Annotated in this window: 25 protein-coding genes; 9 read left to right on the plus strand and 16 right to left on the minus strand. The window is 72.8% G+C overall.

Translation table 11 applies throughout. The annotated features are described in order from the left end of the window. Nucleotides 1-16 precede the first annotated feature (16 nt). The 3 genes from JOD49_RS10290 to JOD49_RS10300 are packed head-to-tail and all read right to left on the minus strand — an operon-like array spanning nt 17 to nt 1,998. On the minus strand, nt 17-313 hold the full coding sequence (locus JOD49_RS10290; protein ID WP_205307108.1) for a hypothetical protein: 297 nt from the start codon (nt 311-313) through the stop codon (nt 17-19). Beyond that, complete coding sequence (locus tag JOD49_RS10295) at nt 310-942, minus strand: hypothetical protein (RefSeq protein WP_205307109.1); 633 nt, start codon at nt 940-942, stop codon at nt 310-312. The genes JOD49_RS10290 and JOD49_RS10295 overlap by 4 nt, the downstream gene beginning before the upstream one ends. 54 nt (nt 943-996) lie before the next feature. Continuing rightward, a complete protein-coding gene (locus JOD49_RS10300; protein ID WP_205307110.1) occupies nt 997-1,998 on the minus strand; it encodes a hypothetical protein in 1,002 nt (333 codons plus the stop codon). Between the two features lie 198 nt (nt 1,999-2,196). Between JOD49_RS10300 and JOD49_RS10305 the strand changes: the two genes are divergently transcribed. Continuing rightward, complete coding sequence (locus JOD49_RS10305) at nt 2,197-2,826, plus strand: hypothetical protein (protein WP_205307111.1); 630 nt, start codon at nt 2,197-2,199, stop codon at nt 2,824-2,826. Between the two features lie 74 nt (nt 2,827-2,900). Here JOD49_RS10305 and JOD49_RS10310 read toward each other — a convergent pair whose 3' ends face one another. The 3 genes from JOD49_RS10310 to JOD49_RS10320 are packed head-to-tail and all read right to left on the minus strand — an operon-like array spanning nt 2,901 to nt 4,733. After that, nucleotides 2,901-3,485, minus strand: a complete 585-nt coding sequence (locus JOD49_RS10310) for a MarR family winged helix-turn-helix transcriptional regulator (RefSeq protein ID WP_205307112.1) — start codon at nt 3,483-3,485, stop codon at nt 2,901-2,903. Further along, nucleotides 3,482-4,255, minus strand: coding sequence for an SDR family NAD(P)-dependent oxidoreductase (locus tag JOD49_RS10315; RefSeq protein ID WP_205307113.1), 774 nt, complete (start codon nt 4,253-4,255; stop codon nt 3,482-3,484). Before JOD49_RS10315 ends, JOD49_RS10310 begins: the two co-directional genes overlap by 4 nt. Before the next feature lie 46 nt (nt 4,256-4,301). After that, nucleotides 4,302-4,733, minus strand: coding sequence for a VanZ family protein (locus JOD49_RS10320; RefSeq protein WP_205307114.1), 432 nt, complete (start codon nt 4,731-4,733; stop codon nt 4,302-4,304). A gap of 28 nt (nt 4,734-4,761) precedes the next feature. Here JOD49_RS10320 and JOD49_RS10325 point away from each other — a divergent pair, with 28 nt between their 5' ends. Beyond that, a complete protein-coding gene (locus JOD49_RS10325; RefSeq protein ID WP_307822483.1) occupies nt 4,762-5,232 on the plus strand; it encodes a YchJ family protein in 471 nt (156 codons plus the stop codon). Nucleotides 5,233-5,253: 21 nt separating this feature from the next. Here the strand turns inward: JOD49_RS10325 and JOD49_RS10330 are convergent, their stop codons facing one another. Both JOD49_RS10330 and JOD49_RS10335 read right to left on the minus strand, forming a co-directional pair. After that, complete coding sequence (locus JOD49_RS10330; protein ID WP_205307115.1) at nt 5,254-5,916, minus strand: copper chaperone; 663 nt, start codon at nt 5,914-5,916, stop codon at nt 5,254-5,256. A gap of 266 nt (nt 5,917-6,182) precedes the next feature. Next, on the minus strand, nt 6,183-7,658 hold the full coding sequence (locus JOD49_RS10335) for a tyrosinase family protein (RefSeq protein ID WP_205307116.1): 1,476 nt from the start codon (nt 7,656-7,658) through the stop codon (nt 6,183-6,185). 190 nt (nt 7,659-7,848) lie between these two features. Here JOD49_RS10335 and JOD49_RS10340 point away from each other — a divergent pair, with 190 nt between their 5' ends. Then, nucleotides 7,849-8,955 carry a threonine aldolase family protein gene (locus JOD49_RS10340; RefSeq protein WP_307822484.1) on the plus strand — a complete coding sequence of 369 codons (1,107 nt, stop codon included), beginning with the start codon at nt 7,849-7,851 and terminating at the stop codon, nt 8,953-8,955. 73 nt (nt 8,956-9,028) lie between these two features. On the opposite strand, the gene JOD49_RS10345 is transcribed toward JOD49_RS10340, so the two are convergent. From JOD49_RS10345 to JOD49_RS10360, 4 genes are all read right to left on the minus strand, one after another. After that, nucleotides 9,029-13,477: a DUF5979 domain-containing protein gene (locus tag JOD49_RS10345; protein WP_205307118.1), complete on the minus strand. Its 4,449-nt coding sequence runs from the start codon at nt 13,475-13,477 to the stop codon at nt 9,029-9,031. Nucleotides 13,478-13,820: 343 nt separating this feature from the next. Then, a complete protein-coding gene (locus JOD49_RS10350; protein WP_205307119.1) occupies nt 13,821-14,099 on the minus strand; it encodes a hypothetical protein in 279 nt (92 codons plus the stop codon). Then, entirely contained in the window at nt 14,096-15,364 is a 1,269-nt protein-coding gene (locus JOD49_RS10355; RefSeq protein WP_205307120.1) for an inorganic phosphate transporter, read from the minus strand. The genes JOD49_RS10350 and JOD49_RS10355 overlap by 4 nt, the downstream gene beginning before the upstream one ends. A 196-nt stretch (nt 15,365-15,560) precedes the next feature. Further along, entirely contained in the window at nt 15,561-16,031 is a 471-nt protein-coding gene (locus JOD49_RS10360) for a VOC family protein (RefSeq protein ID WP_205307121.1), read from the minus strand. Between the two features lie 111 nt (nt 16,032-16,142). Between JOD49_RS10360 and JOD49_RS10365 the strand changes: the two genes are divergently transcribed. After that, complete coding sequence (locus JOD49_RS10365; RefSeq protein WP_205307122.1) at nt 16,143-16,739, plus strand: WYL domain-containing protein; 597 nt, start codon at nt 16,143-16,145, stop codon at nt 16,737-16,739. A gap of 28 nt (nt 16,740-16,767) precedes the next feature. Here the strand turns inward: JOD49_RS10365 and JOD49_RS10370 are convergent, their stop codons facing one another. Beyond that, nucleotides 16,768-17,541, minus strand: coding sequence for an NUDIX hydrolase (locus JOD49_RS10370; protein WP_205307123.1), 774 nt, complete (start codon nt 17,539-17,541; stop codon nt 16,768-16,770). A gap of 96 nt (nt 17,542-17,637) precedes the next feature. Between JOD49_RS10370 and JOD49_RS10375 the strand changes: the two genes are divergently transcribed. From JOD49_RS10375 to JOD49_RS10385, 3 genes are read left to right on the plus strand one after another with little or no spacing between them, the layout of a single operon-like run. Next, nucleotides 17,638-18,675, plus strand: a complete 1,038-nt coding sequence (locus JOD49_RS10375) for an SPFH domain-containing protein (RefSeq protein ID WP_205307124.1) — start codon at nt 17,638-17,640, stop codon at nt 18,673-18,675. A 1-nt stretch (nt 18,676) separates the two neighbouring features. Continuing rightward, nucleotides 18,677-19,690 (plus strand): diacylglycerol kinase catalytic domain-containing protein, encoded by a 1,014-nt coding sequence (locus JOD49_RS10380; RefSeq protein WP_205307125.1) that lies wholly within the window; start codon nt 18,677-18,679, stop codon nt 19,688-19,690. Between the two features lie 48 nt (nt 19,691-19,738). Further along, nucleotides 19,739-20,491, plus strand: coding sequence for a DinB family protein (locus tag JOD49_RS10385; RefSeq protein ID WP_205307126.1), 753 nt, complete (start codon nt 19,739-19,741; stop codon nt 20,489-20,491). A 17-nt stretch (nt 20,492-20,508) separates the two neighbouring features. On the opposite strand, the gene JOD49_RS10390 is transcribed toward JOD49_RS10385, so the two are convergent. Beyond that, complete coding sequence (locus JOD49_RS10390) at nt 20,509-21,426, minus strand: phosphotransferase (protein ID WP_205307127.1); 918 nt, start codon at nt 21,424-21,426, stop codon at nt 20,509-20,511. A gap of 483 nt (nt 21,427-21,909) precedes the next feature. Here JOD49_RS10390 and JOD49_RS10395 point away from each other — a divergent pair, with 483 nt between their 5' ends. Both JOD49_RS10395 and JOD49_RS10400 read left to right on the plus strand, forming a co-directional pair. Continuing rightward, the gene (locus JOD49_RS10395; protein ID WP_205307128.1) at nt 21,910-22,647 is read left to right on the plus strand and encodes a HEAT repeat domain-containing protein; all 738 of its coding nucleotides are present in this window, start codon (nt 21,910-21,912) and stop codon (nt 22,645-22,647) included. A gap of 162 nt (nt 22,648-22,809) precedes the next feature. After that, nucleotides 22,810-23,406 carry a VanZ family protein gene (locus tag JOD49_RS10400; protein WP_205307129.1) on the plus strand — a complete coding sequence of 199 codons (597 nt, stop codon included), beginning with the start codon at nt 22,810-22,812 and terminating at the stop codon, nt 23,404-23,406. Here JOD49_RS10400 and JOD49_RS10405 read toward each other — a convergent pair. Together JOD49_RS10405 and JOD49_RS10410 are read right to left on the minus strand one after the other, a co-directional pair. Next, complete coding sequence (locus tag JOD49_RS10405) at nt 23,403-23,771, minus strand: helix-turn-helix domain-containing protein (protein WP_239525190.1); 369 nt, start codon at nt 23,769-23,771, stop codon at nt 23,403-23,405. The two genes, JOD49_RS10400 and JOD49_RS10405, sit on opposite strands and share 4 nt — an antisense overlap. Further along, entirely contained in the window at nt 23,768-24,160 is a 393-nt protein-coding gene (locus tag JOD49_RS10410) for a hypothetical protein (protein ID WP_205307130.1), read from the minus strand. Before JOD49_RS10410 ends, JOD49_RS10405 begins: the two co-directional genes overlap by 4 nt. Nucleotides 24,161-24,175 lie beyond the last annotated feature (15 nt).

Consider the following 24,175-nt stretch of genomic DNA (forward strand, 5'->3'; position numbering starts at 1 on the left):
TCCTCTCGCGTCGGGCTCAGCCCCGCCGGGCGCTGCGGTCGGACGTCGCGAGCCTCCAGGCGTCCGAGCGTCGAATCCTGACCTGCACCCACACGAGGAACACGTTGAGGCACAGCAGGAACCCGACGCCGACCCAGCGCCCCACAGGATCCTGGTCGCTGTTCCCGCCGAAGATCGCCACCGCCCCGGCGATCACGAAGTTCACGACGATCAGCACGACGACGGCACCGGCGAACGTGCGGAGACCTGCGAGCTTCTTCGCGTCGAGCTGCTTCGGCTCCTCGCCTCCCCCTCCCGCCTGCGGGCCGTTCACGGGAGAGCCTTGCGCAGGGTGGCGAGCGCCTCGGACTGGTCCGCCGGGGCATCGTCGAGGATCGTCAGTCGGCCGTCCGGGTCGGCGGGCTCGATCGCCACCTGCCAGCCTCCCTGGGCGTCGCGGTGCGCGCTGGCGACGGCACTCCCGGTGGCTCTGGTCACCTTCACGCTCACGGCCACGGGCTCGTCTGCGCCCGTCACCTCCACCCCCTGCCGGGCGAGCTCGATCCCAGCGTCCACGAGGTCCTTGCTCCCGTCCACGGGGAGCACGTCCCAGACGTCGAAGCCTCGGGGGCTGAGCAGGAGGACGTCCTGACCGGCACCCACGAGGACAGCGGCGTCCGCCGTGTCGCGACGCGCGACACCGATCTCGACCCACTGATCGGCCGTCGTCAGGACCCCGGCGACCGCGCCGGCCTTCCCCTGGGGGGTGATCCTGCCGTGCCCCAGGTCGACCAGCCCCCGGACGACGAGCGAAGACAGTCCCGCTCTGCGTGAGACCGCGTCCTTCGGGTCAGGGATGCGCAGGCTCGCCGCCGACTGCGCGGCGGCGGCCCCCTCGACGAGCGAGAGGAGCGTCGCGAGCTCGAAGGTGGTCAAGGGGAAGGTGGTGGTCTCGTTGTCCACGTCTCTCCAGTGCTGGGCGGTGTCGACAGGGGGCAGGTCCGGGCATGACGCGGGTCAGTCGAAGGCGAACAGGTTCCGCAGCGGGGCTGTGACGTCGTCGACGAACTCGGCCGTGCCGTCGATGATGTCCTCGGTCGCGCTGGCCGCATCGTCCCACGCGGAGCCTGCGGCTTCCCACGCCGTACCGACTCCGTCGGCGACCCACTCGACCCCGTCCTGCCCCATGCCGGCCAACCACTCGGTCGTCTCCATGCCCGGCGGCGTGAGCTGCTGCAGACCCCACCAGGCGCCGCCACCGACCGCGAGCCCCAGGCCGACCGCCCACCCGACCGGGTTGGAGACGATGAACCCCGTCGCGGCCGCGACACCGAGCCCGCCGGTCACGACCCCCGCAGCCCCCAGCCCCGCAGTGATCGCTCCGTCACCGATCGCCCAACCGTCGCCCTCTGCGACGCCGCCTGCGATCTCGTAGGACCCCTCGACGACCCCGAGCGCACCGAAGACGAGACCGAGACCACCGGCGGCGCCGGACGCCACCTTGCTCGCCGCGACGATCTCGAAGCTGTCGAGGACGTCGAGCGAAGCGCCACCGAAGTCGACCCCCAGGCCGGCGAGGTTGGAGACCTGGCCCACCCACGGCGGGAGAATCCCCAGCCACTGGTCAGGGTTCCCGTCCCCAGGCGTCGAAGGACTCCCCGGCGTTCCTGGTGGGACACCGGGTATGCCGCTCACCGGCGGGAGACCCCCTCCGCCCGGGGGCGTCCCGGGCTGCCCGGACGCTCCGTCGCCCGCCGAGGTCAGTGTCTGCTGCTCGGCATTGCGCGCGAGCACGTCTCCCTGCTCCGACAGGGCGTCGGCCGTCCTGACGAGAGCAGGGAAGAGCCCGCTGTCCCACCCGGCGACGAACTGCTGCTGGTCCGGTCCGTACCAGGTCGCGGCCCGGATGCTCGTCCCGATGCTCGCGCCGAGGGTGCGGAGGTGGTCACCGGCGGTCGTCATGTCCAGGGCCAGCCGACGCAGAGCATCGACATCCGCCCCCTGGAGTCCCTGGCTCATGCTCTCCTCGTGGCGATCTCGTCGGTCAGGGCAGCACACTATCCGACGACGCGGGCCGGTCCGAGGGGGAGAAGTACCCATCGGGTCGCGGGACGCCCAGGTCTTCGGCGTCGTCCACAGATCGCTCTCCGACGTCCTCGTCCACAGGGGGCTGTCCGCGCCCAGCGGCGCTCCCCTCGAGCGCGGCACCTTACCGGCATGAGCCACGGCACCCGCCCTTCCCACCCCCGACGACGCGCGACGAACCGGCACCCGGTCCCGCCCCTGGGCCCGCCCACCCTCCGGGCGCTCTGGGAACGCCAGGCCGCCGAGGCCAACGGTCCCGACGGCTTCCATCACGTCCACGGCCCGCACACGCACGGCTGGCTGCTCGAGGACGCCGTACCCGAGCTCCTGGAACCCGTCCTGCATCCCGACGACGACCCGCTCGAACCCACGTTCTTCGCGAACCTCGGCGGGCCGCTGGCCGCAGCACTCCTCGCGCGGCTCGGCCCGGACCGGCTCGTCCACCGGTCGAACGGCTCACCACCGCTCGGACACCTGCTCCGGACGGCCGCAGAGCACCCCGACGAGGTCGTGCTCCACGGGTTCGTCCTGGGTCCGGGGCGCTGCGACGAGCGACTGGTCGCCGAGGGCGCGATCGTGCGCTTCGAGGCGGACCTGCTCGTGACCGAGCAGCACGTCCCGGACTGCGAGTGCGAGCTCCTGTGGGCGTACGTGGTCGACGAGCTGGGGCTCGGCGACGCCCTGCACGCGCCGCACCGGATCCACCGGATCCACCGGGCGGACGCGCCGGGCGAGACGTGGTGGCGCCTGCTGTGGGCGTAGACGGCTCCCTGCGAGGACCTCTCGGCGATTCCGGCGCGCGCGGCAGCGGGGCCACCGGCGCGGGGGCAGGCGCGTCAGCCCCGGTCGAGGAAGGACTCGCTCGCCCTTTCGAAGCGCCGCATGAGCTCCGCGAAGGCCACGCGGTCCTGCGCCGACCACCCGTCGAGCAGCTCGTCCACGAGCGCGTCCCCCGCCGCGACGAACGTGCGCGCGACGTGTGCCCCCGCCTCGGTGAGACGGACGCGCGAGGCGCGGGCGTCGTCGGGGTCCTCGCGGCGTTCCGTGAGGCCCGCCGCGTCGAGGCGGCGCAGGATCTTGCTCACGTTGGACGGACCCGTGGACAGGTGTTCCGCGATGGCGGAGGGGCGCCGCGGTCCCTGCCGCCACACGACCGTGAGGACCACGATCGCCGGGGTGTCCAGGTCGATCCCCTCGCGCGCCGCGACGGCCGCGAGGAAGTCGCCGCTCGTCCACAGGCCCATGACACGGACCAGGGAGTCGAGCAGGTCGGACCGGTACCCGGGCACGCGCGGGTCGCCCTGGAGCGCGGCGGGCAGGGCCCGTTCGTCGCCCGACGGCGTCACGCGGGCCGGTGCCGGCCGGTCGCCCGGGGCGGGGCCGTCGGACGGCCCCGCCCCGGTGTGCGGTGCGTCGGTCATGCGATCCGGGTGCCGCCGTCGACCGGCAGGACCACACCCGTGATGAAGCTGGCCTGGTCGGACAGCAGGAACGCGACCGCGTCCGCGATCTCGGACGGCTGGCCGAGACGCTTCATGGGGACGTCGGCGGCGTACCCGGCACGCGCCTCCTCGGGCAGCGACGCGAGCGCGGCGGTCTCGATGGCGCCCGGCGCGACGGCGTTGATGCGGATGCCGTCGGTCACGTACTCGATCGCGGTGCCGTGCGTGAGGGACACGACGCCCGCCTTGGCCGCCGAGTACGGCGCGAGGCCGGGCGACGCCTTGAGGCCCGCGATCGACGCGATGTTGACGATGCTGCCGCCGCCGTGGCCGAGCATGTGGGCGATCTCGGCCTTCATGGACAGGAACGTCCCGCGCAACGTGACGTCGAGCGTGCGGTCCCAGCCGTCCTCGGGCATCTCGTCGAGGCGGAAGGGCCGGGTGCCCACGCCCGCGTTGTTGACCGCGAGGTGCAGCCCGCCGAACGTCTCGACGGCGAACGCGACGAGCGCGCTCACGTCCGCGGGGTCGGAGACGTTCGCGCGACGGTAGGCAGCACGTCCCCCCGCGGCCTCGATGTCGGCGACGACTCGTGCCCCTGCCTCGTCGTCGACGTCGGAGACGACGACGGCCGCCCCCTGGGCGGCGAGCCGCTTCGCGACCGCCTCTCCGATGCCGGCGCCCGAGGCGGTGACGAGCGCGACCTTGCCGGCGAAGACGGGCGTTCCGGTGACGTGCGGGGTGGACATGGGGACCTCCGGGTGACGATGCGAGAATTTTAGTGTCGTCGCGACACTAACTTCGGGTCAACGGGCGCCGGGCGCCCAGAATTCCCGCCACGACGACGGCACCCACCACAGCCCCCGTGGTGTTCATCACGACGTCCTGCACGGTCGAGTACCGGCCCGGGATCACGAGCTGCGACAGCTCGATCGCGATCGACAGCACGAACCCCGCCAGGACCACGGTCCCGACGCCGCGCCGAAGCGGCACCTCGGGACGTGCCCCGGAGAGCACGAGCAGCCCCAGCGCACCGAACGGCACGAACATCACCACGTTCGAGGCGGCCTCGAGGAACTCGTAGGACATCGGCAGGCCCGCCGACCGGAAGACCTCCAGGACCGCGAGCGCCCACCCGGGCGCGGCCGTCGACTGCGGGGACGGCCAGCACGTCACGACCAGGACGGCGGCGAGGTAGACGGCGAAGGTCCAGCGGAGGAGGCGCACGGCTCACACCCTACGGAAGGATGGTCGGGTGACCGCGACCTCGCCCCTGCCCGACGACGCCCGCTGCCCCTGCCTGTCCGGAGAGACGTACGGGGCGTGCTGCGGGCGGTACCACCGCGGGCTCGCCACGGGTCCCTCGACCGGCACGGTCGGCGGTTCCGAGGTGTCGGGCCTCGCGGCGAGCGCCCCGACCGCCGAGGCCCTCATGCGCTCGCGCTACGCCGCGTTCGCGGTCGGCGACGCGGACTACCTGCTCGCGACCTGGCACCCCTCGACGCGCCCCGCGGACCTGGACCTCGACGACGACGTGACGTGGCGCCGGCTGGACGTCGTCGCGACGAGCGCGGGCGGCCCGCTCGACCGGACGGGCGTCGTGGAGTTCGTCGCCCACTACCGGTCCGCCGGGACGCGGGAGCGGGGGTCGCTGCACGAGGTCAGCTCGTTCGTCCGCGAGGACGGGCGCTGGTACTACGTCGACGGTGACGTCCCCGCCCGCTGAGCATGCCGCTGAGCGTGACGCTCAGCTCGTCCCGACCAGGACCACGGCCGACAGCGCCCCGAGGACGACCACGGGATGCACCCAGCGTTCGGCGTCGGCCCCGAGCTTCTGGAGGCAGGTCACGGTCGCGATCCCGAGCGTGAGCCAGAGCGGGTGCCCGGCGAAGGTCAGCGCCACCATGAACGGCGCGCACGTGATCACGCACGCGCGGGCGTGGAACCAGCCGAACCGCAGCGCCGCGACGTCCGCGGTCCTGCCCTCGATGCCCAGCGGGACCGAGCGGTGGCACCGGGCCAGGGCTCGCCGGACGACCGGAGTCAGCTCCCACGCCGATGCCGCGACGAGCACCGCGGCAGCCGCCATGACCCCGGGGCGCAGCAGGCCGACGACGAGCGTCACCCCGAGGCCCACGATCATCCACAGCGCGAGGTAGGCCCCGACGAACAGTGCCGTGGTCCGGTGCCGTCGCCTGCGCGGCGAGGCGAACGCCGCGTGCCGCACGGACGGGACCAGCCCGGGCAGCATCATCGCGACGACCATGAGCCCCCAGTGCCCCCAGGCCGCGGCCCCGGACCCGACCCCCTGGGCGACACCCGCCCAGCCCGTCGCGAAGGACGCAGGGTCGAGCCACGCGTCGGCCCACCCCGCAGTCGCCGCCCCTCCCGGGGACGCATGGTGCGCCACCGTGGGTCCCGGTCCGCGAGCGCCGGGGCCGGGCGTCCACAGCCAGGGACCGAGGAGAACGATCCACGCGACGGCAGCCGCCACCAGGACCGGCCACTCGGGACGACGGGCGAGGAACCGCCGCACCTCGACGCCCAGCCCCCGGGCACCGCGCCCTCGGACACCGCGCCCTCGCGCGGCGGCGCGACCGGCCGACGAGCGCCCGTCGGCCGGTCGCGCCGCCGCCACCCGCGCGACCGGGCGCGGAGGACGCCCGGCCGCGACGGTCACTGGACCATGAGCCGGACGGTCCGGACGACGACCTCGGGCGCCGCCTGCACCTCCTGCTCGTCGTGCACGACGGGGTGGAACGTCAGGTGCAGGTGATCGGGGTCCCAGGCGCCCTTCGCGCCGAGGTCGGCCGCGACGTCGGTGATGTCGAAGACGTACGACAGCCCGTGCTCGGCGTCGGACTCCTGCGACTCGCGGACCCCGAAGAGCGGCAGGTTCCCGACGAGCGCGTCGTCGTCCTGGGTGTCGCCCACGTACACGGCGTAGGTGGGCGGCTGCTCGTCGCCCTCGAGCGTGATGTGCTCGAGCACGAGCAGCAGCCGCTCGGGCTCTGTCGGCGACGCGGCCCGGTCGGTCAGCTCCCGGGCGGCGCCGGGGCCGACCGCGATGTCGACGGCCGCCGTGCGGGACGTGAGGCGCACCGGTTCGCGGTTGACCGCGACGGCCTCGGGCGGCACCTGTTCGAGACGCCGCACGTCGTCCTCGCGCTGTGCGTCCTCCTCTGCACCTGCGCCTCCGATGCCGGCCACGGGCCGCCTCCTCTCACGCCTCAGCGAGCGGACCGACGGCGGGACGCCGGTGTCCGCGTACACGTACCCGAAGGCGCTCGTGTCGAGCACCTCCCAGCTCTCGGGTTCCCGGCGGGCTCCGGACGGGTCGAGGAACGCGAACTTCTGGGTGAACACGCTCTTCGCGGGGTCGCGACCCTGGCCGGCGTGGGACCGCCACACCTCCCACAGCCGGTCGATGTTGGAGTGGTGCAGCCAGAAGACGGCGTCGGAGGCCGCGGTGTTGAAGTTCCCCATCTTGCCGCCCACGAAGTTGTGGACCGTGCCGTGCGGGGTCCCCTCGAGGGCGCCGATAGTGCCGCCGAGGTGGCTGAACCCGGTCGTGGGTCCGCCGAAGGTGGCCGTGTTCGGGAGCTTCGACGTGAAGAGCGGCTGGTAGAACCAGCCCTTCGCGGTGGTCTCGGTGGAGGTCAGGGTCGCCGTCCCGGCGTTCACGCCGTTCCTGCGCTGTTCCTCGTAGAGCGGGTTCGCGAGGCCGTCGGGGCCGATGGGGTCCCGGAAGGGGGGTGGCAGCGTGTTGGTCGTGGTCGTGTCGTAGTCCCAGTAGGGCAGGGCCCAGGTGTCCTTGACCTTCTGGGGGATGTCGTTCCGGTTGCGGATGATGTCGCGGCAGATCGCCTCGAAGTAGCCCAGGTAGAGGCGGTGCCAGGGCAGGAAGTACCAGGAGCCGTGCTGGCACTGGTTGCGCAGCCCGTCGTGCGGGTCCGGGCTCATGCCGTGGACCTGGGTCTGGTGCAGCCAGGATCGGGCTCCCGTGGGAGGGCCGGCCTTGAGGACGCCGACGGCCTTGGCGTAGGCGTTGATGATGGCTCGGCCGTCGGGTCCCTGCTGGTAGAGCTTCCAGACGTCCTGCCGGACGAACGGTCCACCCACCTGCGGTGCGGGGTGTGGTGCGGCGTTCATGGTCGTCCCCCTCGTGCTCGGGCGGGGGGTCGTGCGGGGTGGTCCTGCGATGCCCGGGCAGCCTTGCCCGGGCGGGCGGGCTGCTCGCCCGCCGCGTCCCCCTGCGTCGCGCCGGGTCGTGCGGCCCGGCTCTTCCAGGATGCGCCCGGTGGTGCCGCTTGTCGCGCGGACCCGGGTCTACCCTGGCCGGGTGCCTTCGACCCCGCCTTCGTTCGCGTCCGACAACTACGCCCCGGCCCACCCGACGGTCCTCGCGTCCCTGACCGCAGCCAACGAGGGTCACGCCGGTTCGTACGGCGCGGACCGGTGGACCGCACGTCTCCAGGAGGTCGTCCGGCACCACTTCGGCGACGCGGCCACCGCGTTCCCGGTGTTCAACGGGACGGGCGCCAACGTCGTCGCGCTCACGTCGATGCTGCCGCGCTGGGGTGCGGTCGTGACGTCGGAGCACGCGCACATCCATCAGGACGAGAACGCCGCCCCGGAACGTGTCGGCGGGATCAAGCTCCTCACGGTCCCCGCGCCGGAGGGCAGGCTGACCCCGGCCGCGGTCGACCGGTTCGTGGGCGATCTGGGCGACCAGCACCGCGCGCAGCCGCTCGTCGTGTCGATCACGCAGGCGACCGAGCTGGGCACGGTCTACTCGCCCGACGAGATCCGCGCGATCAGCGACCGCGCGCACGCCGCGGGCCTGCGCGTCCATCTCGACGGGGCGCGGCTCGCGAACGCGGCAGCCGCCCTCGGGGTGTCGTTGCGTGCGACCACGACCGACGTCGGCGTGGACGTCGTGTCGTTCGGCGGCACCAAGAACGGCCTGCTGTTCGGCGAGGCCGTGGTGGTCCTGGACCCCGACGCGGCCCAGGGCGTCGACTTCGTCCGCAAGATGACCATGCAGCTCGCGTCCAAGATGCGCTTCGTCTCGGCGCAGCTCACGGCGCTGCTCGAGGACGACCTGTGGCGCGCGAACGCGGCGCACGCCAACGCGATGGCCGCGCGCCTGCGGGCCGCGCTCTCGCCCGCGGCGAGCGAGGGAGAGGTCCCCGACGGCGGGAGGCACGCGGCGCCGTCGGGCCTCGCGTTCTCCCAGCCCACCCAGGCGAACGCGGTGTTCGCGGTGCTGCCGCGCGCCGCAGCCGAGGCACTGCGCGCGGACTTCGCCTTCTACGACTGGGCGGCCGCCGCCCCCGATCCCGTCACGGGCGACGAGCGCGTCGAGGTGCGCTGGATGTGCTCGTGGGACACCTCGGAGCAGGACGTCGACGCGTTCGCCGCGGCAGTCCGCGCGGCGCTCGCGTGAACGCCGGAGCGGGCGTGACCGGGTAGGTCACGCCCGCTCCGGGGCACGCTCGGGCGATGGTCCGGTCAGGACCTCAGGCCCGACGGCGTCGCGCACCCACGAGGAGCGCGCCACCCCCGCCGACCAGCAGCAGCGCGACGGCGGCGATGCCCGCGACGCCCGCTCCCGTGGCCGCGAGGCCGCTGTCCGCGGTGTTGGTCAGGGTCACCGCGACGGTCTCGCCCGCGCCGATCGTGACCGACGTGACCTTCTCCCCGCCGACCGTGAAGACCGGCGTCCCCCAGCTCACGCCCGCGATCTTCGGCAGGTCGACCTCCGCGAGGTCGACGACCGTCCTCGCGGGGAGGTTCGCCGGGCCCTCGACGACGGTGCCGTCTGCGCGGACCGTCAGGGTGCCCTCGGTGTGCTCGCCGTTGACGGTCCCGGAGATCGCGACCGTGAACTGCGTGTCCGCGGGGACCTTCGCCGCGTTCTTCCCCTCGACCACCTTGGTGATCGTGAACCCGCCGACCTGGGAGGCCACGACGTCGGCCGTGTTGGTCAGGGTGACCGCCGCGTTCTCGCCGTCCGCGACCGTGACCTGGGCCGGGCTGAACACCGGGGTGCCCCAGACCACGCCCGCGACCGCGGGCAGGTCGATCTCGGTGAACGTCACGACCGTGCCGACCGGGAGGTTCTGCGGGCCGTCGACCACCGACCCGTCACCGAGGACCGTCACGGTCCCTGCCACGGTCTGACCGTCGAGCTCGTAGGAGTAGGCGGCCGTGAACTCGGTGCCGGCCGGGACGACCGAGGCTCCGGAGCCCTCGACGACCTTCGTGAGCGAGAACCCGCCCGCAGGCTCGGCGTTCGCGGTGTTGGTCAGCGTGACCGCGGTGTTCTCGCCGTCCGCGACCGTGACGGTCGCCGGGCTGAAGACCGGGGTCCCCCACACGACGCCGTCGATCGAGGGCAGGTCGATCTCGTCGAACGTCACGACCGTCCCGACCGGGAGGTTCTGCGGGCCGTCCACGACGGTGCCGTCCGCCGTGACCGTGGCCGTGCCCGTGGTCGGCGTGCCGGCCAGGTCGTAGGAGTAGGTCACGGTGAACGCGGTGTCCCCCGGAACCTGGCCGGCGGTCTCGCCCACGACCGTCTTGGCCAGCGAGAAACCGCCCGCGGGGGCGGTGCTCGCCGTGTTGGTCAGGGTGACCTCGACGGTCTCGTCGGCGCCGATCGTGACGACGTCGGGGCTGAAGACCGGGGTCCCCCACACGACGCCGTCGAGGTCCGGCAGGTTCACCTCGCCGAGCGTCACGACGGTCCCCTCGACGAGGTCGCCCGGGAAGGGCACGGACGTGCCGTCGGTCAGACCCGCGAGGGTGCCGGTCTGCGCCTGGCCGTCCTGCTCGTACGAGTACTCGACCGTGAACGAGGTCCCGGCCGGGACCAGACCGGCCGCCTCGCCCGTGACGACCTTCGCGACCGAGAACGTCCCCACGGCGAGGTTCGCCGTGTTCGTGAGCGTGACGGCGGTGTTCTCGCCGCTGCCGATCGTGACGCTCGCCGGGCTGAAGACCGGCGTGCCCCACTCGACGCCGACCACGTGGGCGGGCGTGATCTCGGTGAACGTCACCACGGTGCCCGCGACGAGGTTCTGCGGGCCGTCGACGACCCTCCCGTCGGCGGGGAGCGTCAGGGTCCCGCCGAGCGTGGCGCCGTCGATCGTGTACTCGTAGGTCGCGGTGAACTCGGTGCCGGCCGGGACGCGGCCCACGGCCTCACCCGTGAGCTCCTTGGCCATCGAGAAGCCGCCGAGCGGGACGACGACCGCGTTCGCGGTGTTCGTCACCGTCACCAGGGCGTTCTCGCCGTCGGCGATCGTGACCGAGGCCGGGCTGAAGACGGGCGTGCCCCAGACCACGCCGTCGACCGACGGCGGGGCGAGCTCGGTGAACGTCACGACCGTGCCGACCGGAAGGTTCTGCGGGCCGTCGACGACGGTCCCGTCCGCGGTCACCGCGAGGGTGCCCGTGGTCGTCACACCACCCAGGTCGTACGTGTAACGGACGGTGAACTCGGTCGCGTCGGGCACCGTGTCCGCTGCGAGCCCGGTGACGGCCTTCGCGAGCGAGAAGCCACCTGCCGGGGCGTCGAGCGCCGTGTTGGTCAACGTGACCGCGGCCTTCTCGTCCGCACCGATCACGAGGCTCGCCGGGCTGAACACCGGGGTGCCCCACACGACGCCGTCGACCGCGGGGAGCGCGATCTCCTCGAACGTCACGACCGTGCCCTCGCGGAGGTTCTGCGGGCCGTCGACGACGGTCCCGTCGGCCTTCACGGTCATCGTGCCCGTGGTGGGCACACCGTCCAGGTCGTAGGCGTAGCGAACGGTGAACTCCGTGCCGGCGGGCACCTGGTCCGCGGCCTCGCCCGTGACGGACTTGGCCATCGAGAAGCCGCCCGCCCGTGCTTCCTCGGCGGTGTTCGTCAGCGTGACCTTGGCGTTCTCGTTCGCGCCGACCACGAGGCTCGCCGGGCTGAACACCGGCGCTCCCCACACGACGCCGTCGACGTCGGGCAGGCTCACCTCGCCGAACGTGACGACCGTGCCGGCCGGGAGGTTCTGCGGACCGTCGACGACGGCGCCGTCGGCGCGCACCGTCAGGGTGCCGGACAGCGGTGCGCCGTCGAGCTCGTAGGAGTAGGCGACCGTGAACTCGGTGTCGGCGGGCACCATGCCCGCCGGGGCGTTCGCGACGACCTTCTGGAGCGCGAAGCCCCCCACGGGGACCACTGCGGCGTCGGCCGTGTTCGTCAGCGTGACCCGGGAGCTCTCGCCGTCGGCGATCGTCACGGAGGCGGGGTCGAACGAGGGTGCTCCCCACACCACGCCCGGGACCACCGGCAGGTCGATCTCGGTGAAGGTCACGACCGCGCCGACCGGCAGGTCCTGCGGACCGTCGACCACGGTGCCGTCGGCGAGGACCTTCATGGTCCCCTGGGTCGCGGTGCCGTCGACCGTGACGGTGTAGGCGACCGTGAACTCGGTGTCCGCGGGCACCTGCCCGGCTGCGAGCCCGGTCAGCGCCTTCGCGATCGAGAACCCGCCGACCTGCGCCGACGCGGTGTTGGTGAGCGTCACGGCGATCTTCCCGGACCCGCCGATCGTGACGGTGCCCGAGGGGGAGAACGACGGCGTGCCCCACTCGACCCCGGGGACGCCGGGCAGGTCGGGCTCGGAGAGCGTGACGACCGTCCCGGCAGGGAGGTCGGCAGGGCCGTCCACGACCGTGCCGTCGGCCGTCACCGTGAGGGTGCCGGTGACGGGCGTCCCGTTCGCGGTGTACGAGTAGGCGACCGCGAACTGGGTGCCGGCCGGCACGAGGTCCGCGCCGTCGCCGACGACGCGCTTGGCGACCGTGAACCCACCGGGCTCGACCGTGAGGCACGTGAACGGGCCGGGGCCGGTCCACGGGTAGCTGTGCATCTCGAGCCCGGTCGTGAGGCCGTCGATGCCGAAGCTCAGGTCGCCGCCGACAATCACACGCCCGTTCGTCGCGGTCGAGATGGTGGCGTCGGCCGCGGGCGCGAGGATGGTCCCGAGGAACTGGTCGCCGCGCCCGATGCTCAGGCTCGGGGTCTCGACGAAGTTCCAGAGGGTGCGCGCGGCCCAGTTGCCGAACCCGGGGGTGTTGAAGTCGTTGATGAACCCCGTCCCGTTGCCGGACCAGTAGTTCGGCGCGATGTCGACGGGCTCGGTGCCGGTCACGTTGATCGCGATCGAGACCTTGTCGGGGATCCCGACGAAGTACATCTCCTTGGCGCCGTCGAGCAGCGTCGCGGGGATCGTGAACACCTGCGGGTCGTCCGTCCCGGACCCCGTGAAGGTGAGCTGGTTGCCGGAGCGCGTCACGGCCGTCCCGCCCCACGAGGCGATCGTGGCCGAGGTGTCCTCGACGACCGTGCGGAAGTCGGCCCAGGGCGCGAGCGCGGCCGGAGCCCCGATGCCCTGCTGGACCGGCGCGCTGGACGACGCCCCGGTGGTGCTGAGCGAACCGTCGATCGTCAGCGTGCCGCCGACGTTCACCCCGCCGCCGTTCGGCTGCGTCGACCCGACCGTGATGCCGGTCTCCCCGCCCACGCTCATGTCGCCGCCCACGTGCAGCATGGTCGACCCGTCAGGAGGCGCGATCTGCGACCCGGCACCGACGGCGCCGATGCTGAAGTTCCCCGGGGCGTCGAACGTCGCGTCACCCTCGACGACCAGGACGCCCTCCGACTCGGCCGCGCTGTGGAGCGCCGAGTAGTTCCCCCCGACCCAGACCGCCACGTTGCTGTCGGTGAAGATCGGGACACCCGTCGAGACGTTCGGCATCTCTCCCGGCGCCGGGCACTGCGGGAGCTGCGCCGCGGCGGAGGTCGCGAGCGGACCCGCGCCCAGCGCGAGCGCTCCCGTCAGGGCGAGGACCGCGGTGGTGGCGGCGGCGACGGCCCGGCTGAACGGGGAACCCGCTCGACGAACCCGGTGGGGGGTGCTCATGACGCTCCTTCTGGTGACCTGAACAGATGTCCAACTACCCAGAAGACCAGACGCCGCGGTCGGTATGACGGGAGATTCTCGTGCTCCCGGTCACATGATGCGACACGGTCGCACTTCCTCCCCGCGAAATGCGGGACAAGGTGGGGCGACCGTGGTATTTCGACCACCACCGCACGGATGTGGTGTTCGCCTCATCACGTCGTGGGTTCCCGGAGGACAGGGTGAAAGCCCCCCACCTGGGAGCTTCAGGTGTCGCACGCTTCCTGACACCCGCCACGGACGACGAAGGCCGCCCCGTCGTCGAACGACGGGGCGGCCTCTGGTCGGGGGGTCGTGCGGGAGGTCAGTGGCCGCCGGACGCGAGGAACCAGATGCCGACCGCGCACGCGGCCAGCACCGTGCCGAAGCACACCACCGCGCCGGTGAGACGAAGGCCCGTGGGGCGCGCCGTCGTCGGGCCTGCTTCCGTGCCCGACGGCGCACCCTCCACCGCGAGCGCCGCACCCTGCGACGGGGCGAGCAGGCGGACGCCCAGTGCGAACAGCGCGGGCAGGCCCGCGCCGACGATCGCGCCGGCGACGACGACCTGGAGCAGTGCGTCGAAGTGGATGAACTCGCTCATGCGTGGACTCCCTCACGGGCGGTGGTGGTCGGGGACGTGGCGTTCGCTGCGGTGGTCGCGGCGATCGTGGCCTCGGCCTCGGCCGTGACCTCGACGGCGACGGCCGTGAAGGACTCGGCGGCGTCGACCACGGAGGCCTCGCCCTCCCCGTCCCACTCGTCGTTGACGTTCGAGGCGTCGACCGGCTTGCGGCGCGACGCGACCCAGATCGCGGTCGAGACACCGATGAGGATCGCGAAGACCGCGACGGTCCCGCCGACGCCACCGATGACGTCCTGGATCCAGAAGCACAGCGCACCGACGATGCCGGCCGCCGGCAGCGTCAGGCCCCAGGCGGCGAGCATCTTGCCCGCGACGCCCCAGCGGACCTTCGCGCCCGGCATGCCGACGCCCGAGCCGAGGATCGAACCGGTCGCGACGTGCGTCGTCGACAGCGAGAAGCCGAAGTGGCTCGAGAGGAGGATGACCGCGGCCGAGGAGGTCTCGGCGGCCATGCCCTGGCGCGAGTCGATCTCGACCAGACCCTTGCCGAGCGTGCGGATGACGCGCCAGCCGCCCAGGTAGGTCCCCAGCGCCATGAAGAACGCACAGGACAGGACGACCCAGAACGGGACCCCGGCGTCGGACGGGACGGCGCCACCCGCGATGAGTGCGAGCAGGATGATGCCCATCGACTTCTGCGCGTCGTTCGTGCCGTGCGCGAGGGAGACGAGCGAGGCGGAGCCGATCTGGCCCCAGCGGAACCCGCGGCTCGTGGTGTCCTGCGGCAGGTTCTTGGTGATGCGCGCGACCAGGAAGGTGCCGAGCGCGGCGACCCCGATCGCGATCACGGGAGCGAGGAGGGCGGGGATCATCACCTTGGACAGCACCCCGGCCCACAGGACCCCGCTCGTCCCGACCGCAGCCAGGACCGAGCCCACGATGCCGCCGATGAGGGCGTGCGACGAGCTCGACGGGATACCCAGCAACCAGGTCAGCAGGTTCCAGGTGATGCCACCCACCAGACCGGCGAGCACCACCTCGAGGGTGATGACGTTCGCGTCCACGATCCCCTTGGCGATGGTCGCCGCCACGGCCAGGGACAGGAACGCCCCGACCAGGTTGAGGACTGCAGACAGCGCGACGGCGGTCTTGGGCTTGAGGGCACGTGTAGCGATGGACGTGGCCATCGCGTTGCCGGTGTCGTGGAAGCCGTTCGTGAAGTCGAAGGCCAGGGCCGTCACTACCACGAGCGCGAGCAGGATCGTCTCGGTCACGTACTCCATGGTGGACGCTGGATGACAGGGGTCTGAACCAAGTCGGCGAGTTTTCGGCGACTGTTCACCTGGTGTTCATCTGACGTTCGAAGCTCCTTCGAAAGTGCTCTGTGGGCGCCGTCTGGCGGGCGGAATCGGCTCGATATCCGGACGGCCCCGGCCCCGGCGACCACCCTTGAGGACCGCCGGCACCGAACCCGAGCGCTCACCCCTCGCGCCCCGCCAGCACCGCGAGGTAGTGCGGGTTCTCCATGACGCCGAGCACGTTCCCGAACGGGTCCACGACGGCCGCGGTCACGAACCCGCCGTCGCCCTGCGGGGTCACGGGCTGGTACTCGGTCCCGCCCAGCGCGAGCAGTCGCTCGTAGGTCGCCGCGACGTCGTCGACGTGCCAGTAGACGACCGCCCCGCCGGGCGCCGTCGCGGCGCCCGCGGGCGCGTACGAACGGTCGATGATCCCGAGCTCGTGCTGGTAGTCGCCCACGCGGAACTCGACGTACGCGGCGGGGGCCGGCGCGGGCGGCATGACGTAGTACGGGTCGACGCCGAACACCTCGGTGTACCAGGCGACCGCGGCGGGGACGTCGTCGGACCAGAAGCTCACGGTCGTCAGGCCGCGCGGGGTCGTCGCGGCGGTGCGGGGGGTGGTCGGGGTCGTGCCGGTCGTGTCGCTCATCGTCGGGCTCCTCGTGCCGTGCGGTCCAGCAGCGGTTCGTGCTTCTGACACGACCCACGCTACGGAGGATTGTGGAACGTGCGATTCCTCGATGCCTGCGAGGATCGAGGAATGTTGGATACCTCGGTGCGACTCCTGCGGCTGCTGTCGCTCGACGCCGAGGTCCTCACGGCCGTCTCGACCGCGATCGGCCGCAGCGAGCGCGTCCGCTTCGACTACGTCGGGCGCGACGGCCTGGCGACGCTGCGCGACGTCGAGCCGCACCGTCTCGTCTACACGGGCCGCCGCTGGTACCTGCTCGCGTGGGACACGGCGCGCGAGGACTGGCGGACCTTCCGCGCCGACCGCATGAACCCGCGCACGCCGGGCGGGCCGCGCTTCGCCCCGCGTGAGCCGCCCGAGCCCGACGTGGCCCGGCACGTCCTGCGCGGCGTCGGGTCGACCGCGTGGCGCCACCGGCCGCGCATCCGCTTCCTCGCGCCCGCGACCGAGATCGCGGCACGCGTCACCCCGACAGCGGGCATCCTCACGGGGTCCGACGACGGCACGTGCGTCCTGGAGACCGGCTCGGACTCGCTGATCGACGTCGCGGGCTTCCTCGCGACGGTCGACACCCCGTTCGAGGTGCTCGACCCGCCCGAGCTGCGCGACCTGCTGCGCCGGCTCGCCGACCTCTACGCGGCAGGAGCGCGCGAGCCGGCGGAGTGATCAGCAGAGCCTGGCGCCTCCTAGGCGATCACCCGGCGGGTCGCATGAGGGGCGGGTTGAGCACGGCGGGCACGGACGCGGGCGCCTCGTCCTGCCCGACGACGTCGCGCGCCCCGGCGGAGCGCTCCGCCTCGGGCGCGAGCCGGTAGAGCGCGGCGGGCCGGCCCGTCCCGCCCGAGGTCGACTCCCCCGTCTCGACGAGGAAGCCCGGGGTGCCCACGGCCTTGCGGTGGAAGTTGCGCGGGTCGAGGCGCGTGCCCCACACGGCCTCGTAGACCGCGCGGAGCTGGGCGATCGTGAACTCGGGGCCGCAGAAGGCCGTCGCGAGCGTGGAGTACTCGAGCTTGGCGCGGGCGCGCTCGACGCCGTCGCGCAGGATGCGGTGATGGTCGAACGCGAGGCCGTCCACGTCCGCGAGCGCCTCCTCGACCGGGTGCCAGCCGACCTGCGCGGCGTCGCTGCCCGCGGTCGGCAGGCCATAGGTGGGCGCGAGCAGGAGGTGCGCGACGGTCAGCACCGGGCCGCGCGGGTCGCGGCCGAGCGGGCCGTAGGTACGGAGCTGTTCGAGGTGGCCGGGGACCGCGACGCCCGTCTCCTCGGCGAGCTCGCGGGCGGCGGCCTGCGGCAGGGACTCGCCCGGCAGGACGAACCCGCCCGGCAGGGCGAGGCGGTCCCGGAAGGGGTCGAGGAGCCGCGTCACGAGCAGGACCTGGAGCGTGCCGTCGCGGACCGTGAGCGCGACGACGTCGACCGTGACGGGGATCCGGGCGGCGGACGGCGGGGTCTCCGGGTGCTCGCTCATGCCCCCACCCTACCTTCTTATCGTCAGGTTGACGCTAACGACGATCGAGGCTTATCGTCAGAGTGACATAAACAACCACGACGGACGGAGCCCCTCATGGCCACCATCAAGCGCTACCCCTGGCTGCGGCACTTCCTCGGCAGCCCCACGGGCGCCGTGATCCACCTCAAGGCAGGACGGGTCGCGCACCGCGGGATCGGCCAGGCCTTCTGGTTCCGTCCCGGCACGTCGGTGCTCAGCGAGGTCCCGGTCGACGACCAGGAGCTGCCCGTCCTCTTCCACGCCACGACGCGCGACCACCAGGACGTCACGGTCCAGGTCAACGTGACCTACCGGTTCGCGGACCCGGCCGTCGTCTCGCAGCGGCTCGACTTCGGGATCGACCCCGACACCGGGGCCGCAACGACCACGGGGCGCGACCAGGTCGCGACGATCATCGGCCAGCTCGCGCAGAGCCACGCGATCGACCACCTCGCGGCGGTCCCCCTGACGACCGCGCTCGAGCAGGGCGTGAGCCAGGTCCGGGCCCAGCTCGTGGAGGCACTGGGCTCGGACGCCCGGCTGGCCTCGACCGGCATCGAGGTCCTCGGGGTCCACGTGCTCGCGGTCCGCCCCGACGGCGACGTCGAGCGCGCCCTGCAGACCCCGCTGCGCGAGCACGTCCAGGCCGAGGCCGACCGGTCGACCTACGAGCGGCGGGCGCTGGCCGTCGAGCGCGAGCGCACCATCTCGGAGAACGAGCTCGCGAGCCAGATCGAGCTCGCGACCCGCCGGGAGCGGCTCGTCGCGCAGGAGGGGGCCAACCTCCGGCGCGAGGCCGAGGAGACCGCCGCCGCGGCGCTCGTCGAGGCCCGGGCCGCCGCCGAGCGTCGCGACCTCACGTCGGCCGCACAGGCCGAGGAGATCCGCCGGCTCGGCGAGGCGAACAATGCCAAGTTCCGGACCGTCATGGACGTCTACGAGGGCATGGACCAGTCGACCATCCTGGCCGTGGCGATGCGCGACCTCGCCGGGGCGCTGCCCAAGATCGGCAGCCTGACCATCACGCCCGACCTGCTCAGCGGGGCGCTCGCCGCGTTCACGGGAGCCGCGGGCGGTCCGGCCACCGGCGCCACCGCCGGCCGGGGAGCCTGACGTGCCCCTCCAGCGACGCGTCGTCGTCGTGCACCGGCGGACCGAGCTCGACGAGCTCCTCGACCGGCACGCGACCCGCGGTCAGGCCGAGTTCTTCCTCCGCACGCGCGGCCGCACGCTCGCCGCGGTCCAGGAACGGCACGACGCCGTGGCCGAGGCCCGCGCCCTGGTCGCCGCCGCGATCCCCGAGGGCTGGCGGCGGGCCGACGTCGAGCGCGCCGACCTCGGCCGGTTCCTCGTGGCCCCCGAGGACGTCGTGGTCGTGGTCGGGCAGGACGGGCTCGTCGCGAACGTCGCGAAGTACCTCACGGACCAGCCGGTGCTGGGAGTCGACCCCGAGCCGGGGACCAACGCGGGCGCGCTCGTCCGGCTCGACGTCGCCACCGCCGTCGGGCTGCTGACCCGCGCAGGGAGGACCGGGAGCGCGGCCGGCAGCCCGCGTTCTGCTGGCCCCCCGCCCGACGGCGCCGCGCCCCTCGGCGGCCTCGGCTGGCGGACCGAGGACCTCACGACGGTCGTGGCGCACCTCGACGACGGGCAGCACCTGTCCGCGCTCAACGAGGTCTTCGTGGGGCACCCGTCGCACCAGTCGGCGCGGTACCGGATCACCGCGGACGGGCCGGGCGGAAGTCAAGGACCGGCGGTCGGTCGCGGCAGGGAGCGCGGGTCCGTCCGCGTCGAGCGGCAGTCGTCGTCGGGCGTGATCGTCGCGACCGGCGCAGGGGCCACGGGCTGGTGCGCGTCGATCGCGCGCGAGCGCGGCGGGCGGCGCCTCCCCGGGCCCACCGCCCCCCTGCTCGCCTGGTTCGTGCGCGAGGCGTGGCCGTCGCCCGCGACGGGCGCGGACCTGACCGAAGGGCTGCTCGACGCGGACGGCGAGCTCCGGCTCACGGTCGAGTCGGACCAGCTCGTGGTCTTCGGCGACGGCGTCGAGTCGGACCGGCTCGTCGCGACGTGGGGCCAGGAGATCACGGTGAGGGTCGGGGCGAACCGGCTGCGGCTGGTCGTCGGCTGACCTGGTCGTCACCGGGCAGGACCGCCACGGGTCCGTCATGGTGGAGCGATGACGACCTATTCCGGGACGAAGGAGTTCGAGGGCGCGACCTTCGTCAGGGCCAGCTTCAAGGGCGCCACCCTGCGGTTCTCCGACGTCAGCGGCGTGACGATGCGCGGCGTCGACCTGGACGGGCTCGACGTCGACAGCCACGACCTGTTCTTCGGCCGCCTGATCGTCAACGGGGTCGACATGGTGCCGTTCGTGGACGCCGAGCTCAACCGGCAGTTCCCCGGCCGCGAGCTGCAGAAGGCGCAGACCGTCGACGGGCTGCGCGAGGGGTGGGTCGCCGTGCAGGCCGCGTGGCAGGAGACGGTGGACGGTACGCCACCGCACCTGGTGGACGCCCACGTGGAGGACGAGTGGTCCTTGGCCCAGACCCTGCGGCACCTCGTCCTGGCGACCGACGCCTGGCTCGGCGGCGGGATCCTGCGGAGGCAGCAGCCGTTCCACGAGATCGGGCAGATCTTCACCGGCGCCGCCGAGATGGGCTTCGACATGTCGATCTTCCGCACGGACACACCGACGTACGAGGAGATCCTCGCGGTGCGGGCCGAGCGGCAAGGAGCCGTGACCGAGTTCCTGGCCACGGCCACCCCGGACCTGCTCGCGGAGGAACGCGACGACCCGTGGGGCGGCGAGGACTGGCACCCCAGCGTCGGGGACTGCGTGCGCGTGATCCTGGAGGAGGAGTGGGCGCACCTGCGCTACGTCCGCCGGGACCTCGCTCTGCTGCGTGAGGCCCCGCTCGCGTCGCCGTGATTCTCCGGGGCTGGCCCTCAGTCGTGGAACCGGGTCCGATGCTCGCTCAGGACCCGGTCGAGGGCCGCCCGTCCCGCAGGACCCCACCCGGGCTTCCCGCCGGGGAGCCCGCGGTCCCCGTTCTGGCCCATGAGCATCAGGAAGAGACTCTTGAGCGCGGCGAGCCCACGGGCCCGTCGGATCGTCTCCTCGTCCGCCATCGCGTAGGCGGCGAAGAAGCGTTCGGCCGAGCCCGCCGGCAGGAGCACCCACGCAGCCGCCAGGTCCCACGCCGGGTCGCCGGCGAACAGCTCACCGAAGTCGACGACGCCCGCCAGCGTCCCGTCCGAGACGACGACGTTCGCGGGATGCAGGTCGCCGTGCACCCACACCGGCGGGCCCTGCCAGGCGGCAGCCGCGACGGCGTCGTCCCAGACAGCCCGGACGCCGTCTGCGTCGCGACCGATCGCCTCGGCGTCGACGGCGTCGAAGAAGTGGTCGAAGCCGTCCGTGCTGTCCCCGGGACGCGTGCCGCGGGCGGGGTCGACGGGCGCGTCGACGGGCGCCGGTACGTGCAGCGACCGCAGGAACGTCGCCAGCGTGTCCGCAGCGTGCTCGGCGCGCGTGATCGACCCGTGGTCCAGCGGTCGGCCCGGCACCCACGTCACGACCGTCCAGATCTTGGGGAGACGCTCGGACGGTGCGCCCTCCCGGACAGGGACGGGAACGGGTAGCGGCAGGTCGGGCGCGAGCAGCGGCAGCCACCGCCTCTCCTTGAGCTGGTGGTCGTGGGTGGTGTCCATGCGCTGGACGCGCACAGCGAGCTCGTCCCCCAGGCGCCACATCTGGTTGCCCCAGCCGCCCTCCACCTCGCGAAGCGGCAGCTCGGACAGGTCCGGGTGTTGTTCGCGCAGAACGTCGCGAAGGAGACTCGCGGTGATCTCGACCTCGCTCATGCGCAGCGACCTTACGTGGTCCTACGCCTAGCGGAACGTTCTGCGCAGCGCTGCGTGGACCTGCGTCGATCCGACGGTGCCGAGCGCACCGAGGAGCAGCAGCGTCGCTGCGGCCGCACAGCCCGCTGCCAGACGGCTCTCGCTCATCGCCAGGAGAAGCGCCGTCAAGCTCGTGGCCGCGCAGGTCGCCGTCGGCGTCGGGCGGGAGGGTCCGGTCGCCACGGCTGTGCCGGTTGATCGCGTTGTGCGCCGGTCGCTCGTGCGACACGAACGACTGGCTCACCAGCTCGATCGGTGCCGCGGTCGGTGCCCTCCTGACCGGTGCCCCGATCTGGGCTGCACGACGGTGGCCGTCGCACGAGCCAGAATCCTCCGACGACGCGGTACGCACCTGAGCGACGGGGCCGCGACAGGTCCTTCGACGGCTGAGCCCCGGCCGAACGGCCCTACCCCAGCAGGGGCGGGAGCCCTAGCGTGCTGGTCATGAGCGTGCGTGAGGAACACCGGGCCGCCTTGCGCGCGCTCGACGGCGATGCGGCCGCCGTGCGCGCCTACCTCACCGCCCGCTCGGGGCTGCCCGGGCCTCGGGCGAACCTCGAGCTCATGGGTGCCTTCGCGGACGTCGCACCAGAAGGTCTCGTGCTCGCCCTGGCCGACTCCCCCGACGAGTACCTGCGCTGCTGCGGGACGGTCGGCCTCGGTCGGCTCGTCGTCGACGTCCCCGCCCGTGCACGCACCGACCTGACCGACCTGCTGCCCGTCCGCGCGGCCGAGGGGTCGTGGCGCGTCCGCGAGGCCGTCGCGATGGCGCTGCAGCGCATCGGTGACGCCGAGCCCGCGACCCTCCGCTCGCTCGCGGCTTCCTGGGGCGACGACCAGGACCCGCTGGTCCGCCGCGCCGCGGTCGCCGGGATCTGCGAGCCGCGCCTCCTGCGCACCCCCGCCACCGCGACGGCCGCCCTGGACGCCTGCGCGGCCGCGACCGCCTCGATCCACGCGCTCCCGTCCGACGCCCGCCGCGACCCCGGCGTCCGGGCGTTGCGCCAGGCCCTCGGGTACTGCTGGAGCGTCGCCGTCGCGGGCGACCCGGCAGCCGGTCTGGCGCGCTTCGCCGCGCTGCGCGGATCGGACGACCCGGACGTGGCCTGGATCGTGCGCGAGAACGAGAAGAAGACCCGCCTCCGCCGCCTGCTCGACCCGCCCGACGTGCCGTCCCGCTGATCCGGGCGCCGCGCGCACACGCCCCCAGGGGACGAGGGTCGTACTCACCGTCCCCCGGGATCCGACCACGGACGGATGCCGAGCCCGACGCACGGCGGGCACTGTGGTGCGGAGCCGCGGCACGAGCCGCCGCGCAGGTCTCGGAGAAGGCGCAGGTCGCTCGTGTTCCACCAGGTCCCGGTCCTCCCGGTCGTCGTCCCTCTGGCCGCGGCGGTGCTCGCGGGGTTGATGTGGTCACTGATCCGCAGCGGGCGCTTCTCCGTGCCGCGAGCCGCGGTCGCCCTCGCGCTCTGCGTCTACGTCGCCGGGATCGTCGCGAACACCGTCTTCCCGGTCTTCCTGGACAAGCCCGTCAGCAGCGCCCCCTGGGGCAGCCATCTCGCCGTCGTGCCGTTCGTGGACTACGAGGTCGCCGATGCGGTCATGAACGTCCTGGTCTTCGTCCCGGTCGGCGTCCTCGTGCCGCTGCTCGTGCCCCGGGCCTCGTGGAGACGGGCCGTGGCGGCAGCGGCGGTCCTCAGCCTGACGATCGAGGTCACCCAGCTCGTGACGGCGCACCTGGTGGGCGGAGGGCACATCGCGGACGTGAACGACCTGATCTTCAACGTCACCGGCGGGGCGGTCGGCTTCGCGGTGTTCTCGGCGCTCGTGAAGATCCCGTCCGTCAGCGCCTTCGTCGACCGGTTCCGCTGGCACGAGATCACGGCCTGCGCCCGGGGCGCCGCAGCGATCCCCGAGGGCTGGCGGCGTGGCGACTAGTTGCGGGTGTGGTGTGATGCGTCGAGGTCGAGCTCTATGCGTTGACCGTTGATCGTGACGGCGAGCGTGATGTCGGATCCGCCTGCTGCGCTGAGATAGTCGACGAGCGTGGACCACAAGACGTCGCTGCGCCGTTCGGTGCGCGAGACCGTGTTCTGTCCGACTCCCAGTCGTTCACCGAGCTGCTTCTGCGTGAGATCGGCGGCCTTGCGGATCGCCGCGAGATTGAGGGCGTAGGCGCGATCCTCGGTGTCCATCTCCTTGCGGATCGCTGCGACGGCCTGGGCACGTTCGGGGGTCCGTAGATATCCCGTCAAGCGGTCATTGCCGCGGACGAAATCGTCGCGCATGCGATTCTGACTCATGGTTCACCACTCCGCTCTCGTAGCCACTGGTCGATGATCTGGTCGGCCCGTGGTCCAACACTGTCGTAGAAGACGTCGCCCATCGCTGCCTTGTCGTTGCTGAACAAGGCGACCACGGCACGGCCGTCTGGCGTGAACCAGACGATGGTTCGGAGCGCGATGCCTTGCCGGTAGGGGTGCGACAGGCGCCAGACGGGGTGCTTCTTCGACTGGCGCACCCACTTGAGCGTCTTGGTGTCTTCCTGTGGCTCGCTCTCCAGGTCTTGCACGTAGCCGAGCTGAGCGACGAGGAGATCGAGCACCGCGCGGGCGTCACCGTCTCCCTGGTCAGCCCGCTTCTCGAGTTCGGCGAAGTACCGGTCGAAGGCCGCGGTCCAGTCGATCAGCACCCACTGAGCATACCT

It is taken from the genome of Oerskovia jenensis, assembly GCF_016907235.1.
Classification (GTDB): domain Bacteria; phylum Actinomycetota; class Actinomycetes; order Actinomycetales; family Cellulomonadaceae; genus Oerskovia; species Oerskovia jenensis.

Bases quoted from the DNA above. Each gene is read 5' to 3' on its own strand.
- JOD49_RS10355 (WP_205307120.1), bottom strand. From the start codon at position 15,364: ATGGAGTACGTGACCGAGACGATCCTGCTCGCGCTCGTGGTAGTGACG.
- JOD49_RS10395 (WP_205307128.1), top strand. From the start codon at position 21,910: ATGAGCGTGCGTGAGGAACACCGGGCCGCCTTGCGCGCGCTCGACGGC.
- JOD49_RS10345 (WP_205307118.1), bottom strand. From the start codon at position 13,477: ATGAGCACCCCCCACCGGGTTCGTCGAGCGGGTTCCCCGTTCAGCCGG.
- JOD49_RS10370 (WP_205307123.1), bottom strand. From the start codon at position 17,541: ATGAGCGAGCACCCGGAGACCCCGCCGTCCGCCGCCCGGATCCCCGTC.
- JOD49_RS10365 (WP_205307122.1), top strand. From the start codon at position 16,143: ATGTTGGATACCTCGGTGCGACTCCTGCGGCTGCTGTCGCTCGACGCC.
- JOD49_RS10335 (WP_205307116.1), bottom strand. From the start codon at position 7,658: ATGAACGCCGCACCACACCCCGCACCGCAGGTGGGTGGACCGTTCGTC.
- JOD49_RS10315 (WP_205307113.1), bottom strand. From the start codon at position 4,255: ATGTCCACCCCGCACGTCACCGGAACGCCCGTCTTCGCCGGCAAGGTC.
- JOD49_RS10350 (WP_205307119.1), bottom strand. From the start codon at position 14,099: ATGAGCGAGTTCATCCACTTCGACGCACTGCTCCAGGTCGTCGTCGCC.
- JOD49_RS10310 (WP_205307112.1), bottom strand. From the start codon at position 3,485: ATGACCGACGCACCGCACACCGGGGCGGGGCCGTCCGACGGCCCCGCC.
- JOD49_RS10360 (WP_205307121.1), bottom strand. From the start codon at position 16,031: ATGAGCGACACGACCGGCACGACCCCGACCACCCCCCGCACCGCCGCG.
- JOD49_RS10305 (WP_205307111.1), top strand. From the start codon at position 2,197: ATGAGCCACGGCACCCGCCCTTCCCACCCCCGACGACGCGCGACGAAC.
- JOD49_RS10390 (WP_205307127.1), bottom strand. From the start codon at position 21,426: ATGAGCGAGGTCGAGATCACCGCGAGTCTCCTTCGCGACGTTCTGCGC.
- JOD49_RS10300 (WP_205307110.1), bottom strand. From the start codon at position 1,998: ATGAGCCAGGGACTCCAGGGGGCGGATGTCGATGCTCTGCGTCGGCTG.
- JOD49_RS10405 (WP_239525190.1), bottom strand. From the start codon at position 23,771: ATGAGTCAGAATCGCATGCGCGACGATTTCGTCCGCGGCAATGACCGC.
- JOD49_RS10375 (WP_205307124.1), top strand. From the start codon at position 17,638: ATGGCCACCATCAAGCGCTACCCCTGGCTGCGGCACTTCCTCGGCAGC.
- JOD49_RS10385 (WP_205307126.1), top strand. From the start codon at position 19,739: ATGACGACCTATTCCGGGACGAAGGAGTTCGAGGGCGCGACCTTCGTC.